This window comes from Streptomyces hebeiensis (assembly GCF_052983195.1).
On record NZ_CM129812.1, the window covers coordinates 6,469,597 to 6,484,496 of the forward strand.

The 14,900-nt window shown below is 71.8% G+C and carries 11 protein-coding genes and 1 pseudogene; 2 read left to right on the forward strand and 10 right to left on the reverse strand.

Annotated elements, in window-relative coordinates; translation table 11 throughout:
* Positions 1 to 296 precede the first annotated feature (296 nt).
* The 4 genes and pseudogenes from ACU6P3_RS27750 to ACU6P3_RS27765 all read right to left on the reverse strand — a co-directional run bounded on the left by ACU6P3_RS27750 (position 297) and on the right by ACU6P3_RS27765 (position 3,259).
* Entirely contained in the window at positions 297 to 1,466 is a 1,170-nt protein-coding gene (locus ACU6P3_RS27750; RefSeq protein WP_447194605.1) for a GNAT family N-acetyltransferase, read from the reverse strand.
* A gap of 9 nt (positions 1,467 to 1,475) precedes the next feature.
* Positions 1,476 to 2,006: a MaoC family dehydratase gene (locus ACU6P3_RS27755; protein WP_447194606.1), complete on the reverse strand. Its 531-nt coding sequence runs from the start codon at positions 2,004 to 2,006 to the stop codon at positions 1,476 to 1,478.
* Positions 2,003 to 2,755 (reverse strand): annotated as a pseudogene (locus tag ACU6P3_RS27760) (HpcH/HpaI aldolase/citrate lyase family protein); the annotation flags it as partial. The gene ACU6P3_RS27755 and the pseudogene ACU6P3_RS27760, both read right to left, overlap by 4 nt.
* An 81-nt stretch (positions 2,756 to 2,836) precedes the next feature.
* Positions 2,837 to 3,259, reverse strand: coding sequence for a 2-keto-4-pentenoate hydratase (locus tag ACU6P3_RS27765; RefSeq protein ID WP_447194607.1), 423 nt, complete (start codon positions 3,257 to 3,259; stop codon positions 2,837 to 2,839).
* On the opposite strand from ACU6P3_RS27765, the gene ACU6P3_RS27770 reads away from it, so the two are divergent.
* Positions 3,176 to 3,925 carry an NsdA family TPR-like regulatory protein gene (locus tag ACU6P3_RS27770; protein ID WP_514414750.1) on the forward strand — a complete coding sequence of 250 codons (750 nt, stop codon included), beginning with the start codon at positions 3,176 to 3,178 and terminating at the stop codon, positions 3,923 to 3,925. The two genes, ACU6P3_RS27765 and ACU6P3_RS27770, sit on opposite strands and share 84 nt — an antisense overlap.
* Position 3,926: 1 nt before the next feature.
* On the opposite strand, the gene ACU6P3_RS27775 is transcribed toward ACU6P3_RS27770, so the two are convergent.
* Positions 3,927 to 4,646, reverse strand: a complete 720-nt coding sequence (locus ACU6P3_RS27775) for an NUDIX hydrolase (RefSeq protein ID WP_447194609.1) — start codon at positions 4,644 to 4,646, stop codon at positions 3,927 to 3,929.
* A 319-nt stretch (positions 4,647 to 4,965) separates the two neighbouring features.
* On the reverse strand, positions 4,966 to 6,156 hold the full coding sequence (locus ACU6P3_RS27780; RefSeq protein WP_447194610.1) for a serine hydrolase domain-containing protein: 1,191 nt from the start codon (positions 6,154 to 6,156) through the stop codon (positions 4,966 to 4,968).
* Between the two features lie 158 nt (positions 6,157 to 6,314).
* On the opposite strand from ACU6P3_RS27780, the gene ACU6P3_RS27785 reads away from it, so the two are divergent.
* Positions 6,315 to 8,036 carry a glycoside hydrolase family 13 protein gene (locus ACU6P3_RS27785; protein ID WP_447194611.1) on the forward strand — a complete coding sequence of 574 codons (1,722 nt, stop codon included), beginning with the start codon at positions 6,315 to 6,317 and terminating at the stop codon, positions 8,034 to 8,036.
* 206 nt (positions 8,037 to 8,242) lie between these two features.
* Here the strand turns inward: ACU6P3_RS27785 and ACU6P3_RS27790 are convergent, their stop codons facing one another.
* The 4 genes from ACU6P3_RS27790 to ACU6P3_RS27805 all read right to left on the reverse strand — a co-directional run bounded on the left by ACU6P3_RS27790 (position 8,243) and on the right by ACU6P3_RS27805 (position 14,717).
* Entirely contained in the window at positions 8,243 to 8,605 is a 363-nt protein-coding gene (locus tag ACU6P3_RS27790; RefSeq protein ID WP_030752359.1) for a DUF805 domain-containing protein, read from the reverse strand.
* A gap of 205 nt (positions 8,606 to 8,810) precedes the next feature.
* Positions 8,811 to 11,711, reverse strand: coding sequence for a helix-turn-helix transcriptional regulator (locus ACU6P3_RS27795; protein WP_447194612.1), 2,901 nt, complete (start codon positions 11,709 to 11,711; stop codon positions 8,811 to 8,813).
* Between the two features lie 565 nt (positions 11,712 to 12,276).
* Positions 12,277 to 13,503, reverse strand: a complete 1,227-nt coding sequence (locus tag ACU6P3_RS27800; protein ID WP_447194613.1) for a cytochrome P450 — start codon at positions 13,501 to 13,503, stop codon at positions 12,277 to 12,279.
* A gap of 86 nt (positions 13,504 to 13,589) precedes the next feature.
* Positions 13,590 to 14,717: a methyltransferase gene (locus tag ACU6P3_RS27805; RefSeq protein WP_447194614.1), complete on the reverse strand. Its 1,128-nt coding sequence runs from the start codon at positions 14,715 to 14,717 to the stop codon at positions 13,590 to 13,592.
* Between the last annotated feature and the right edge of the window lie 183 nt (positions 14,718 to 14,900).

Sequence of the window (14,900 nt, forward strand, 5' to 3'; positions counted from 1 at the left end):
GAAACGCGCCTGACGGCAGATGAATTCGGCCGGGTACGCGGTCTTGTGGGCAGGCAGAGGCGCGTTGATCGCTTGAGGGCGCCATCGTTTGCCGACACTCAGGCGAGTGACAGAGGGAAACACCTGTGGCCGCTAGTGCCGCGACCGGCAAGGTTTGCCCGTCAAGGAGCGGCGTCCGGTGCGTGTGATCGCAAGGCGGTCAGAAGTCCATGTAGCGGAGCTACCTGGGCTTGTGGCCAACGCGGCGAGCGCGCGTGCCGGGCGTCGCGACGGGGCAAACGTTGCCGGGAGGGGCACTAGAAGTGGTCGGGCAGCCAGGGCTCGAACTGTGTCGTGCTGCGGACGAGGGGCGCGAGCATCTTCTCCGATACGGCGTGGACACCGGCCATGCGGGCCGAGGTGGTGGACCGGTATCCGCCGGCGTACCAGACGGCGAGCTGGCGCCGTGTGAAGGTCACCTGTCCCTGGACGCGGGTGGGGACGATCTCGGCCGTTCCGGCCTTGATCTGAAGCATCCACCGGCTCCAGTCGCCGGTCTCGCTCTCGATCTCGATCGGTACGGCGGTGGTGAGGTCGCCCGGCCAGCCGCGGAGCCGGATGGCCTCGGGGATGTCGAGGATGCGGAGCATCCAGGGGTGCCAGGCTTCGGCGGTGATGCGGTGGTGGCGGAGTCCGTGGAGGAGGGCCGGGTAGGGCGGGAGGGCGCCGCGCCGGAAGGTGATGGTGCGGGCGCGGGTGTTGTGGCGGCCGAGGAAGGCGAGCATGGCGGCGGCGGTGGGCCGGCTGACGGCCCAGAAGTCGTGGACGACCAGGGTCATGCCGTGGCGCTCGTGCCGTTTGGTGGTGAGGCTGAGCAGGCCGGCGACGGAGTGGCCGGGCCGGGCGAAGCGATAGGTGGTGAGGTTGCTCTTGTCCTGCTTCCACCGGGTCCACCAAGTGGGCCGAAGGACGGGACCGTTCCACTGGCGGGCGAGGTCGCGTTGGAGGGTTTCGGCTTTGTCGGTCAGCCCGTGCTCGGCCTCGAAGTCCTCACCGGCGAAGGAGTTCTTGAGGTCATCGGTGGCCACCGCCCAGGCGAGAACGTCGGTGGGGGCTTCCCAACCGAGGCGGTGGGCGTAGCCGGTGGAGGAAGTGCTGATCGTGGAGATCACGGCTCCGCGCTCGATCAGGGGGCGCAGTCGTTCGGCTGTCATATCGGTGGCCAGGTGGTCACCACGCTCTTCGGGGGCCACGCAGCCGTCGCCGAGGCAGGCGCTGGGGACGGGAGCGCCGCCGAAGAACTGGTCGAGGAGGAGACCGAGGCCTCCGGCGACGAGCCGGCCGTCACGGACGGCGACCTGGAGGTCGGCGTGTTCGCGTAGGTGGGTGATGTCGGCGATCGGGTGGCCGTAGGCGCGGGTGGCGAGCTGGTCGTACTGCCCCCACAGGCTGTCATCGGCTGAAGCGAAGGTCGGTTGCTTGTTCATGGTCCGCCTTCAGTAGTGGGTGGCGTCGCGGGCGGCGTCCTCGTCCAGGGGGACGAGGAAGGTGCGCGTGAAGACCAGGACGTTGGTGTTGTTCTGGTTGCGGGCGGTGGTGTGGCAGGTGATGATCCCGGTGTCGGGACGGCTCTCGGAGGCCCGGCGGGTGAGGATCTTCGATTCGGCGTACAGAGTGTCGCCGATGTGGACGGGCCCGGTGAAGCGCACCCGGTCGACAGCGAGGTTGGCGGTGGTCAGGCCGCTGATGCTGCGGACGGTCATGCCGGCCACGAGGTTGAGGGTGACGCCGGAGCAGACCAGGATGCGACCCCACTGGGTCTGGCTGCTGTAGTGGGCATCGGTATGGATGGGGGCGACGTTGCCGCTCAGGGCGGCGCCAAGGAGGCTGTCGAGTTCGGTGACAGTCCGGCCGGGCCGGTGCTCGATGACCAGGCCGGGGGCGAGTGCGAGGTAGGAGAGGCCGACGCTCTCTCGAATCCGGTCCCGGCCGATCTGGCGGTAGCCGTGGGGCAGGCCAGTGCTCATGACGCATGGTCCGCTTCGGCGACGAGCGCGCGGGCCCGGTTGAAGAAGGGGGTGCCGCGCATCTGCCCGTCTACGGTGGTCACCGTTCCGCCGCCGGCGTCGGCGGCCGCGACGATGGCGCGGGCCTGGGCAATCTCCTCGGCGGTGGGCGTGAAGACATCCTTGATCACCGGCACGTGGCGGGGGTGGACGCAGCCCTTGCCGTAGAAGCCGATTTCCTTGGCTCGCTCGGCGTCGCGGCGCAAGATGCCGGGGTCATCGAGTGCCCAGGTGGGGGCGTCGATCGCGGGGATGTTCGCGGCGGTGGCCGCGTTGACGAGGGCCGAGCGGGCGTAGCTGAGGGCGTCCCGGCCCAGGCCGCAGTGGACGGAGGCGGCGTAGTCGGCGGAGCCGAAGATGACGCCGCTGAGCCGGGACGCGCGCATGATCGCTGGGAGGACGTCGAAGGCACGGGGGCTTTCGATCAGCGCCCAGATGTCGGGGGCGTGGGCGTCGGTGTCGAGCGCGGCGGCGACGAGTTCGATGTCGCGGGGGGATTCCACCTTGGGGACCACGATGAGGTCGGGCCTGGCCGTGTAGGCGGTGAGGGCGACGAGGTCCTTGATGCCGTCGATCGTCGTGAGGCTGTTCATCCGGATACCGAGGACGCACGGCGGGTCGAGGAGGGCGAAGAACGCCTCCGAGGCGGTACGGGCGGTTTGCTTGTCGGGGAGGGCGACGGAGTCCTCGATGTCGACGACGGCGACCGCAGCGCCGGACTCCTGCGCGCTGAGACCAGGGGAGGGGGGTGCATGCGGGGTGCGGAGCCGGCGGGCGCCGGGCTCCGCGGGTCAGCGCACGTGCAGCTCGACCGGCGGCAGATGCGGCGAGCGGGCGCGTACCGTGCTCCGGGCTTCCAGAGGGAGGCTGGCGTGCACGGCCCCGGCCAGGACCAACTGCCCGGCGCGCAGGCCGCCGCCGCAGAGGTGGAGCCGCCCGGCGAGCCAGACCAGGGCACGGAACGGGTCCCCCAGGACGGCACGGCCCGCTCCGGTGACCATCGCGGTGCCGTCGACGCTGACGACCAGCGACTCGGCGACCAGGTCCATCTCCGCACTCAGCGGCACCATGGACCCGGTGACGACCCGGGCGCACGAGGAGTTGTCGGCGATGCTGTCCGCGACCGTGATCTGCCAGCTGGTGAACCGGGTGTCGATCACTTCCAGGGCGAGGAACACTTCTTTCACCGCTGCCCGTGCCTCGTCCTCGCTCACCTTCAGTCCTACGCACTGGCCACCGAGTCCGGCCTGCGCGGGCACGATGGATTCGTGATGCGCACGATGGCCATGCAGGGCCTCAAGCTCCACCGTCCCGAGCACTGCCTGGGCCTGGCCGAGACCGGTCTGAACCGCGCCAAGGGACGGGTGGATGCCCAGACCGAAGCCCTCTTCCGTGTCGTCCACGCCCACACCCTGGCCAAGAGCGGCAAGCGCCGCGCGGCCCTCGCCGAGGCCGAACATGCCCATGCCCTGCTGACCGCCGCTCCCGGCGACGAGGTGCCGTTCTGGGCGCTGGCCTGGGGCCCACCGGCCGCGTCGGTCTACTCCCGAACCGCCAAGGTCCACGAGACCCTGGGAGACCACCGGACCGCCGCCGAGCAGTACGCGCTGGCCACCACGGCCCGCCCGGCAGACACCTACGCGCGCATCGTCGCCCTGGACCTGGTCGCGGGCGCGGAGGCGCACCTCAAGCGCGGCAGCATCGAGCAGGCATGCGCCACCTGGCACCGGGCCATCGACCACATGGACGGTGTCCGCTCGGTCCGCACCCGCAAGGCGGTCTCCCGCATGCGCGGCGACCTTGCACGCTTCCGGGCCCGTGGCCTGCGGTGTGTGACTGAACTCGATGAACGGGGACGCGTCTTCCTCGCCGACACCTGACTCAGCGGCACCCTGAGAAGCGGCGGACGGTCGGCTCCAGGTAGTCCGCGTGCGGACCGGCCAGAGCGGTCAGTTCGTCCGGTGAGCGCACCAGGGCGATGCGGTCGAGTTCAGGTTCGCGGCCCTGGACGCGCTCGGCTGCCGCGGCAGCGGTGAAGTGCGCACGCAATGTTGCCTCGGGAAGGGCCGGCGCCAGGTAGGTCAGGCCGACACTGCCGTTCTCGCCGCGGGTGACCACCCACAGATTCAGGTCCTCGGAGGCCGCGCCGATCCCCAACTCCTCGGTGAGCTCTCGCGCGGCCTGGCCGGCCAGTGCCGACTCATCCAGTACCGTCCCGGCGGGGGGAGGCTCCACAGACCCCCCTGGCAGCTGCCAGCGGCCCGGGGCAGCCGTAGCGGGCGACATCCGCGCCGCCAGCACACGGCCGTCGTCAGTCGGCTGGACGACGTTCACGAACAACGAGGGCAGTGCGGTGGCGCCGGGAACGCGACGCAGGGCGTAGTGCCGGTAGGTCACGTGCACCCACGACAGACGCAGGACGCGCGGGCCAGTCCACTCCATTCCCCCACATGCCACCACAGGCCCGTCGAAGAGGGTGGGGTTGGCCCGGACCGCGGTGTCCCACACCCGGTCCCGGGCCTCAGCGTCCCGCGGCGGCAGGGGCGGCGCCGTGGCTTCGGCCAGTAGGAGTCGTTCAACCTCGAAGAGGTCAATGCCCACGGGGGGGCAGTGTCTCGGTCACCGGCCGATCGTAGACCCACTCCAGGCATGGCCGTCGGCTGGGCGCCGGCGTCCATGAACTCGCGTTCACCGCCGCCGACGCGAGTTCATGGACGCCTGGCCGGCCGCTGGTCGTCGGTGTCCGCCGGTGTTCGGCGGGCCGACATGGTGGCCGCAGGTTCAGGCGGGCGTCCACGCCGAGGTTCACCTCCCCGAACGGGCGGACGTGGGACCGGAACAACGGCGTCAGGCCGCGCCGGCCGACTGTCGACGGGAGCGGCCGTCGTCGGCCCTCCTCGGCCCCGGGCCGCTCGGAGCCTTACCGCGCCTCGACCGCCTCGTAGACCGCCTCGATGAGCGCCAGCTTCCGCGGGTCGTCGGCGATGTGCGGGCCCATGCGGTTCATCACGTATCCGATGGCGATGCCCGCCTCCGGGTCCGCGAGGCCGAAGGAGCCGCCGAAGCCGTCGTGTCCGAACGCTCGGGGGTTGGGGCCGTACGAGCCGTTCGGGCCGCTCAGCCAGAGGCCCAGCGCGATCTCCGTGTCATGGCCGAGGCCCGCGCCCAGCACCAGGTCCTGGCCGGCGCCCTGGCCTTCCCGGATCCGCTCGACGGTCTCGGCGGACAGGACCCGGTGCGCGCCCAGGCGGCCGTGTCCGGCGTAGATCCCGTACAGCGCGGCGACCGCGCGCGCCGTGCCGTGGCCGTTGACGGCGGGCAGTTCGGCCGCGCGCCAGGCCGGGGTGACGGCATCGGCGGCGATGGTCGGCGGATTGGCCAGGGCCGCCACGGCCACCGGGGGGAACCGCGCGATCATCGCGGCCTGTTCGCTGTCCGGGACGGCCGGCGGGGGCACCAGCTCGGCGGCGCGTGCCGCCTCCTCCTCCGGCAGGCCGATCGTGAAGTCGAGCCCCAGGGGGCCGGTCACCTCCCGGCGCAGGAACTCCCCGGGCAGCAGGCCCGTCACGCGCCTGACCACCTCGCCGACCAGGAAGCCGTACGTCAGTACGTGGTACCCGGACCGGGTGCCCGGCTCCCACCAGGGTTCCGTGGCCGCGAGCCGGGACGTCGTCAGCTCCCAGTCGTACAGCTGGTCCAGGCTGTGCGGCTCGCGCAGTCCGGCCAGGCCCGCACGGTGCGAGAGCAGCTCCCTGACCCGTATGGACTCCTTCCCGGCGGCGGCGAACTCCGGCCAGTACGCGGCCACCGGCGCGTCCGGGTCGAGCAGCCCCCGGTCGATCAGCAGATGGGCGCAGAGGGCGGTCGGTCCCTTGGTCGTGGACCACACGTTGACCACGGTGTTCCGCTGCCAGGGCCGGGTACGCGCGCCGTCGGCCCAGCCGCCCCACAGGTCCACGACACGCTCCCCGCCCACAGTCACGGTGAGGGCGGCGCCCAGTTCGTCCCGTTCCAGGAAGTTCCGCTCGAAGGCGGTGCGTACGGCCGCGAACCGCTCGTCGCAATGACCCGTGGCGTCCACCGCGCGTCCGGTCGCCGTGTCGTCCGTCATGGCTGCCATCCTCCCGTCGCTCCTGGCAGGCGCCGGCTCCCTCCAGGTGCCCCCGTGCCTGCCATGTCCCCCCGCATACGGCGTAGTTCGGCCGTTCCCGGACCTTCGCCGGTGCGGTCAGGAGATGATCGCATCGAACGACATACATGTCTTTCCGAATGACGGCACGAGAGGTACCAGTGACAGAGCACGACGTGCGGGACGGCACCGACGAGTTCGGCGGGCAGCGACGGGCCTGGTGGCGGGAGTCCGTGGTGTACCAGATCTACGTCCCCAGCTTCGCCGACGCCGACGGCGACGGCATGGGCGATCTGCGCGGCATCACCGGCCGCCTCGGCCATGTCGCGGAGCTCGGCGCGGACGCGGTCTGGCTCACGCCGTTCTACCCCTCCCCGCTGGCCGACGGCGGTTACGACGTCGCCGACCACCGCGACGTCGACCCGCGCCACGGCACCCTCGACGACTTCCGGGCACTGCTGGCGCGGGCCCGCGCGCTGGGGCTCCGTACGATCGTCGACATCGTCCCCAACCACTGTTCCGAGCGGCACCCGTGGTTCCAGGAGGCGCTGGCCGCCCCTCCCGGCTCGGAGGCGAGGGAGCGGTTCGTCTTCCGCGACGGCAAGGGACCGGACGGCGCCGAGCCGCCCGCCGACTGGCAGTCCAAGTTCGGCGGTCCGGCCTGGACCCGGGTGCCCGACGGCCAGTGGTACATGCACATCTTCGCCGCCGAACAGCCCGACCTGAACTGGGAACACCCCGACGTCCTCGCCGACTTCGAGCGGACCCTGCGGTTCTGGCTGGACCTGGGCGTGGACGGGTTCCGGATCGATGTGGCCCACGGGCTGCGCAAGGACCTCGTACCGCCGCTGCGCGACACCCGGGGCGGCGACAGCGCGTCCCTCAACGCCCCGCCCAGCGGCGAGAACCACCCCTTCTGGGACCGGGACGAGACCCACGAGATATACCGGGCCTGGCGCAAGATCACCGATTCCTACGCCCCCGACCGGATCATGGTCGCGGAGGCCGGTGTCAGCGCGGCGCGGCTACCGCTCTACACCCGGCCCGACGAACTGCACCAGGCGTTCAACTTCTTCCATCTGCGCTGCCCGTGGGACGCCGCCGCCTTCCGGGACGTCATCGACACCTCGCTCGCCGGGGCCGCCGCCTACGGCTCCCTGCCGACCTGGGTGCTCTCCAACCACGACGTGGTACGCCACCGTACGCGCCACGCCCTGCCGCTCGGCACGGACCTGCCGGCCTGGCTGATGGCCGACGGCCGGGAACCGGCGCCGGACGAGGAACGGGGCGGCCGCCGCGCGCGGGCCGCCGCGCTGCTGACGCTCGCGCTGCCCGGCACGACCTACCTCTACCAGGGCGAGGAGCTGGGTCTTCCCGAGGTCGCCGATCTGCCGGCCGAGGCGCTGCGCGATCCGATGTGGGAACGCACCGGGCAGCGGCGCAAGGGGCGCGACGGCTGCCGGGTGCCGCTGCCGTGGACGAGGACCGGGCCGAGCCACGGCTTCGGTCCGGGCGGCAGCTGGCTGCCCCAGCCGGCCGGCTGGGGCGCGTACTCGGTCGAGGCGCAGACCGGCCGGCCGGGCTCCTTCCTGGAGCTGTACCGCACGGCGCTGCGCCTGCGACGGGGCTTCGTCGGGGACGAGAGCTTCGCCTGGCTGCCGTCGGCCGAGGGCGAGCTGGCCTTCCGCAAGGGCGCGGGTCTGGAGTGCCGGGTCAACATCTCCGGGCGGCCGCTGCCCTTGTCGCTTCCGGCGGGCGCCCGGCTGCTCCTGGCGAGCGAGGACCTGGCGGACGGGAGCGTGCCGGGCGGCCCCGTCGTCCTGCCGGCGGACGCCGCCGTCTGGCTGGACACGCGCGGGTGAGCGGCGCCTGACGGGCCGGCGCCGCGGCCGCGTCGTACCGCGGTGAGCCGTGAGCGGCCACCTGGGGCCCACCGGGCCGCCGGGCGGGAGGCGGCGAAAGCGGTGAAAGCGGTGAAAGCGGTGGGCCCCGTCGGACATCGGCCGACGGGGCCCACGGGCCGGTGGCAGCGGTGCGCCCCCGCGACGGCGGCGCACCGGTACCGGCGTCACGCGTACTGCTGCGGCGCGTGCTTGGGGTTCGGGCCGTGCGCGTTCGGGTGCTGCTCGCCGTCGGTGGCCATGAAGACGATCAGGATGATCGAGCCGACGAGGGGGATCAGACCGATCAGCAGCCACCAGCCGGACCGGCCGGTGTCGTGCAGGCGCCGCACCGCCACCGCGAGGCTCGGGATGATGATGCCGATGGAGTAGATGGTGGCGATGACGCCGTTCGTCCCCGCCACGCCCTCGATGACACTCAGGGCGATGGTGATGACGAAGTTCGCCAGGACGTACATCCAGTACTCCTTGCGGCGCGCCCGGCCGCTGAAGACGGCGTACTTCTTGAGTACTTCGAGATACCAGTTCACTGTGTTCCCCCGAGGGTTTTACCGATAGATGACCTGTCCATGGCGAGCAGGTCGGACGCTGAAGATAGGTGGCTTGAACGGCGCAGGTCAAATCGACGCATCGTCACAGAAAATTGCCCGTTCCCCTGGTCGCCGGGACGCGAAGCGGGGGCTGTTACGGGGAGCCGGCGAGGCGCCCGCGCGGACGCCCGACGCCCGATGCCCGTCAGTCCGTGAGCGGGCCCGTCTCGGAGGCCACCGGGCGGATCAGCCGGGAGAGTTCGGCCCGTCGCCGTACGGAGAGTTTGCGGTAGACGCGGGTGAGGTGCTGCTCGACCGTGCTCACGGTGATGTAGAGGTGGCGGGCGATCTGCCGGTTGGACTTGCCCTCCGAGGCGAGCGCCGCCACCCGCCATTCCGCCTCGGACAGCAGGCGTTCGTCGAGCGCGGCGGCAGCGGGCGCGGGCGGGCGGACCGGGGCGGGAGGCCGGGCCGCCTCCGCCGCCGACGGGGTACGGGCGGTCCAGTGCGGGGTTCTGGCCCCGGCCTGACGGGCGAGGCCCTGGGCTTCCCGCCACAGCGCGCGGGCCCGCTCGGTGTGGCCCGCGTCGAGGTGGACCTCGCTGAGGTCGGAGAGCACACGGGCGAGACTGAGACGGCTGTCGCAGGCACGCAGGACATGGACGGCTTCGTCGAGCAGGAGCCGGCGCGCCGCCACGGGACCGGTGGCGGCCAGCGTCCGCAGGGCGTCGCCCCGGGCGGCGCAGACAACGGTGCCGATCTCGTCGAGTTGGCGTTCCGCGAGGTCACGGGCGCGGTCCCGCTCGCCGAGGGCGAGAAAGGCCTCGGCGGCACCGGTGCGCCAGTCGAAGAGGTGGCGGGACGGCGGGCGCCATCGTTCCGCGAGGGGGGCACAGGCCGTGAAATCCGAGAGGGCCGCGTACGGCCGTCCGGCGGCCAGGGCGTGGTAGCCGCGCCCGACGAGGTGGAACAGGCCGAAGACGGAACGGGACATCGCCTCCGGAACGGGGAGTTCGAGGTAGCGGGCGGCCTCGTCCAGCTGCCCCATGGCGGTGTGCGCGATCACCAGGCTGGACAGCGGGGAGCCGATGGCGACGCCCCAGCTGTGCGGGGAGAGTTCGTCCAGGGCCCCGCTCGCGTGCGCGACGGCGGTTCTCATGTCCCCGCGCTGCACCGCCGTCCAGGCGTGGATCCCCCGGAGGAGCGCGTGCCGGGCGGGCGACCCGGCGGGGAACCGGGCCAGCAGCCCCCTGCCCAGCTGGTCCGCCATCGTCAGATGACCGTGCTGGGCCAGCCCCAGCAGCGCGGTGATCTCGCGCTCCCACAGCAACTGCCACTCCGGGAACGGCGCCGGCAGTTGGAGCGTGGTCCCGGCCCGGGAGAGTTCCAGGCCGAACTGGACGAGTTCGGCCTGGCCGCCGGGGGCGCCGGCGTGATCGACGGACGGCGGCGCGGGCCGCTCCGGGCCGGTGCCCGTGGTGTCGGCAGTGACTGTAGTGATCGGTGAGGCTGTGGTGACCGAAGTGGTGACCGGAGAGGCCGTGGTGCCCTGGGACATCCCGGCGACTTCGGCGTCGTCCGCCCGCCGTTCGGGTACCGGCAGGTCGGCGAGTGCGTCGGGGCGCAACCGCGCGACCATCGCCCGGGTGGCCGTCAGCCGGTACCCGCCGTGCGGGGCGTCGGGGTCGTACACCTTCCGCAGCAGGGCGATCGCCTCGGTGGCCTCATCGGACCGGCCGAACCACAACAGCCAGTCGATGAGCCCGTGGAGCGTCCGTTCCTCCGCCGTGCCGGCCCGCACGGCCGCCATCAGCCGGGCGATCTCCGGTTCCGCCGCCGCGGGGTTGACGCACCACAGCGCGCTCACCAGCCCGAGCGTGACGTGCTCGCGTCGATCCGGGTCCAGCCCGGCCCGGTCGGCCAGCCGCAGACAGCGCGAGGCCGCGTCGGCGCGGCCCTCAGCCAGCCACTGCCACGCCGCGCGCAGCAGCACGGCCACTCCCGTCTCGTCGGGCACCTCGCCCGCGGCCACCAGATGTTCCGCCACCGTCGTCGGTGGCGCGCCGTCCGCACGTAACAGCTGTGCCGCGCGCAGCCGCAGCCGCGCGCGCTCCGTGCCGCCCGGCCCCTCGAGCACCGCCGCCCGCGCGGCCGGATGCCGGAACCGGCCGCCCGCCAGCAGCAGCCCCGCCCCCACCAGTTCGGCCAGCTCGCCGGCCACGGCTTCGGTGTCACGTGCCAGCAGCCGTGCCACTCGTTCCACGGAGGCGTCCCGGTCCAGCAGGGCCGCCGCGCGCACACACGACAGCAGCGTGGGGTGGTTCGACAGACGGGTCAGGTACGCTCCCCGGAACCCGTTGCCCACCGTCATCTCCGTGGCGCCGGTACGTGCGGCCTCCGTCGGCCGGTGGTCCTGGATCAGGGCGAGAGCGAGCGCCGGGCTTCCCCCGCTCACTCGATGGCAGGACTCGTGCAGGCGCTCCGCGGCCTCCGCGCCCCACTCGGCCTCCAGCAGGAGCCGCACCTCTCCCAGGGACAACGGGCTCGCCTCGACCAGCCGGCACCCCGGTACGGTCTCGAACTCGGACCGTTCCACACTCCCCTCGTGCAGCGCCCGCCCGTACGTCAACACCATGACGATTCCGCTGGCACACGCCCGCCGGGCCAGATGCAGCAGGCAGTCCCTGGACGCGTTGTCCGTGTAGTGCAGGTCGTCGACCAGGAGCACCAGCCGCCGTCTGTGCGCGGTCTCGCCCAGCGCGGCGGTCAACTCCCGCAGCCGGGCGACATGGCCCTGGTCCCGCGGGTCCCGGGGCGCGCCGTGCGCCATCAGCCGCTCCAGGGCCGAGACCACGGGGCGGGGCGCTCCGGGGCAGTAGCCCAATTGTTCGACGACCGTGAAAGGAAGGCAGCTCTCGTTACGGAAACCCACGGCCGTCAGGCACAGCGCGTCCGCCGCGAGGGCCCGTTCCCTGAATTCCCTCAGCAATGTGGTCTTCCCGGTTCCCGGGCCGCCGTGCAGGACCAGCACCCCGCCATGGAGCCAGGCGTCCGCCAGGAGTTCGTCGAATTCCTTCAGATAAGCATTGCGACTCGCCGAAATCATCGTCCCGCCTCTGCGCTCGGGGGAAAACCTTCCCGGTTCTCGGGCAGCTCGGAATCGCTGAAAAACATCCTCCGGAGCGGCAGTGTAGTAGTCGTGCCGCGACTCTCCGGAGTCGACGGGTCCATATCTGGCCATGTGCTGTGCGATTGCAACATCCTCGGTCATTCGCTAAGGTCCGCGCCGCGCCCTGCGGGGTGGGTGGCGCGCGGGCGGCCCTTTGGCCGCTGACGTTCGAGCGGGGCGTCCAAGGGATTCGTCCGGGCGGCGAGGGCGGCCGCGGTTTTGAACAGTCCATGAACATTGCGCAAGCAATGCCGCGTCAAGTGTCCGGCCCCAGGGGGGAGTCGCCGGAAAGTGAACCTATTTGCCTCCCGGGCAATTCCCGAAGATTCCTGTCTGTTTTCGTGAAGTTCGATTCCGTTTCGCGCCCGTTCCGTCCGAGGATTCATTGTGACTGTCGCCCGTCGCGTGATCCGCGACGGGCGACTGTTCCGCACCCCGCCGTGACCGGGAGGCGGGACCGATGGGGGCTGGTGGCCGGGCGTTCAGGGAGCGGGCGCGGCCGTCACCACGATGCCGGGAGGGAGGTCGGGCCGCGCACGATGGCCTCGGGCGGTCGCCAGCGCAGCGCACCGGGGTCCGCGTCCAGCGCCAGGTCCGGACACGAGTCAGCCAACTCCTCCAGCGCGACACGGAGTTGGAGCCGGGCCAGTTGGGCGCCGAGACACACGTGCGGTCCGTGCCCGAATGTGAGATTCCGCGCGGAGCGGCGGTCGATACGGAGATCTTCGGGGCTCGGGTGCTCCTCCGGGTCGAAGTTGGCGTGCAGCAGGGAGACCAGGACGCTCTCGCCCGCCCTGATCCGCTGCCCGCCGAGCACGACGTCCTGCCGCGCCACCCGCGTGAAACTGATCGGGACGACGGGCGCGTACCGCAGCAGCTCCTCCACCGCGCCGGGGATCAGCTCCGGGCGGTGTGCCATCTCCCGCCACTGGTCCGGGCGTTCCAGCAGGGCGAGCACCGCGAGGCCGATCTGGCCGATCGTCGTCTCGTACCCCGCGTTGAGCAGCAGCTCGACCAGGGCCAGCAGTTCCTTCTCGTCCAGGGCGCCCTCCTGCTCATGGGCGAGGACCAGTGCACCGAGGAGGTGTTGCCCCGGCTCGCGCCGGGCGAGCTCCACCAGCGAGCCGACGTACGCGCGCAGCTCGTGCCGCGCGGACTCCGACTCCTCCGGTGAACAGGGGGTGATGCCATGAGCCCGGTTCGCCAGCCGGACGAAGCGGTCCTGTTCCGCCTCGGGCACCCCCAGCATCTGGCAGATCGTCGACGCCGACAGCGGCTCCGCGTAGCCGGAGACCAGGTCGGCCGTGTGCCGGTCCGCCAGCAGCCCGCGGGCGGTCCGTCGGATCACGCCCTCCAGCGAGGCAACGGCGTCGGGCGCGAAGGCGCGGTTGACGAGCCTGCGCAGCCGGCCGTGCGCGGGCGGATCGAGACTGGTGAGGGCGGCCGGATCGGGCCGCATCGGATGGATGGCCGCCGCGGACTCGGCGACGGCCATGGCACGGCTGAACCGGGTGCTGGTCAGCACCTCCCGGCCGAGGCCGAACCGGGTGACCAGCCAGAGCCGGTCACCGGTCGGCGCGAGGACGCGCACCACGTCCGGCGTCGGCCGCCGCGGCAGGTAGGACGGCAGCGGCCCCCGCTGTGCCGCGGTGGCGGGGTGGCCGGGTGCGGCGGGGCCGGGTGCGGGGTGGTCGGGTGCGGCGACGGGCGCACCGGGCGGTGTGCTCACGGCGGCCGGCCAGGGGCAGCCCCCAGGAGGGGGCGGGGAGGACGTCTCCGCTTCGTGTGTCGTCATCTGTATCTGTCCGGAACCCTCTATTTGACGCCGACGATCATGTACTCCGGGCCGTCGAGCGGGCTGACCGAGATGTCCCGGAAACCGGCCGCGGCCAGCCAGCTCCGGCACTCGGCGCCCGTGTAACCGAGCCCGCCGGCGGAGACCAGTGAGACATTGAGGCTGGTCAGCATGGACAGGGTGTGGGTCCGCCGGTCGTCGTCGATGAGCGACTCGTAGATGAGCAGCGATCCGCCGGACGGCAGGGCCTCGTACGCCTTGCGGATGAGGGTCTGCTTGATGTCCAGGTTCCAGTCGTGCAGCACGTGGCCCAGCACGATCACGTCCCCGCTCGGCAGGGGGTCGGTGAAGAAGTCACCGCCGGCGAACTCGGCGCGACCGGTGATCCCGGCGTCGCGCAGGTGGGCGGCGAAGCGGTCGCCGACGGCGGGCAGGTCGAAGCCGATGCCCCGCAGGTGCCCGTGCGCCCCCAGCACCTGGGCCAGGAGCGCGCCTTCGGAGCACCCCACGTCCACCACCGTGCGCACCGGCCGCCAGTCGAACGCCCGGGCAATGGCCAGATTCGCGCCCATGCTGTAGCCGGTCATGGCCCGGACGAAGCCCGTGACCTGCTCGGGGGTGGCGAACGCCTCGCCGAAGGTGTCGCTGCCGGCATCGGCCTCCACCAGGGTGCCGTCGCCCGCGGTGCGGCCGTCACCACCGCCGGACTCCGCCAGGGCGTCGGAGAAGTCGAGCCGGTCGCCGCTGCGCAGCCCTTCCGTGAGCCGGGACCACCAGCCGAAACCCGAATTCAGAAAGGCCAGATACCCGGAGATGTCCGTGCCGGGCTTGGCGGGGTCGAGATATTCCTCGGCCGCCGGGGAGTTCCGGTAGCGGCCGTCCGTACGCGCCAGCATTCCCAGCGAGACCAGGGCGTCCAGGAAATCGGGGGCGCCCCGGCCTTTGATCCCGAGCCGTGCGCACAATTCCTCACCGGTCAGGGAGCGTCCGGCCAACTCGGCGAAGACGCCGAGTTCCACGGCGCTCAGGAGCACCTTCGAACTCCAGAAGGCGGTGGCGACGGAGATGATGGCGTGCGGGGATCCGGCGGCAACGGAGGATCCGGCTCCGGCCGCCGGCGATCCGGCTTTGTCATGGGGCAGGGTCATGGGTGATTCCTCCCTGAACAAGCGGTTCATCTCTGACCAAGCGGTGCATCTCTGAACAACGGGTCCGTCCATGGACAAGGGTCCGTCCATGGCGACCGGGTCTTTCTTCGGCCAACGGTCTTTTCGGCAGAACGGCCTTTTTCGGTGGAACGCTCTTTTCCTGGCGAGTGAACAGGGGGCAGG

What these genes read in the sequence shown, in the direction of transcription:
- ACU6P3_RS27750 (WP_447194605.1), bottom strand. Translation starts at nt 1,466, where the DNA reads ATGAACAAGCAACCGACCTTCGCTTCAGCCGATGACAGCCTGTGGGGG.
- ACU6P3_RS27755 (WP_447194606.1), bottom strand. Translation starts at nt 2,006, where the DNA reads ATGAGCACTGGCCTGCCCCACGGCTACCGCCAGATCGGCCGGGACCGG.
- ACU6P3_RS27795 (WP_447194612.1), bottom strand. Translation starts at nt 11,711, where the DNA reads ATGATTTCGGCGAGTCGCAATGCTTATCTGAAGGAATTCGACGAACTC.
- ACU6P3_RS27780 (WP_447194610.1), bottom strand. Translation starts at nt 6,156, where the DNA reads ATGACGGACGACACGGCGACCGGACGCGCGGTGGACGCCACGGGTCAT.
- ACU6P3_RS27785 (WP_447194611.1), top strand. Translation starts at nt 6,315, where the DNA reads ATGACGGCACGAGAGGTACCAGTGACAGAGCACGACGTGCGGGACGGC.
- ACU6P3_RS27805 (WP_447194614.1), bottom strand. Translation starts at nt 14,717, where the DNA reads ATGACCCTGCCCCATGACAAAGCCGGATCGCCGGCGGCCGGAGCCGGA.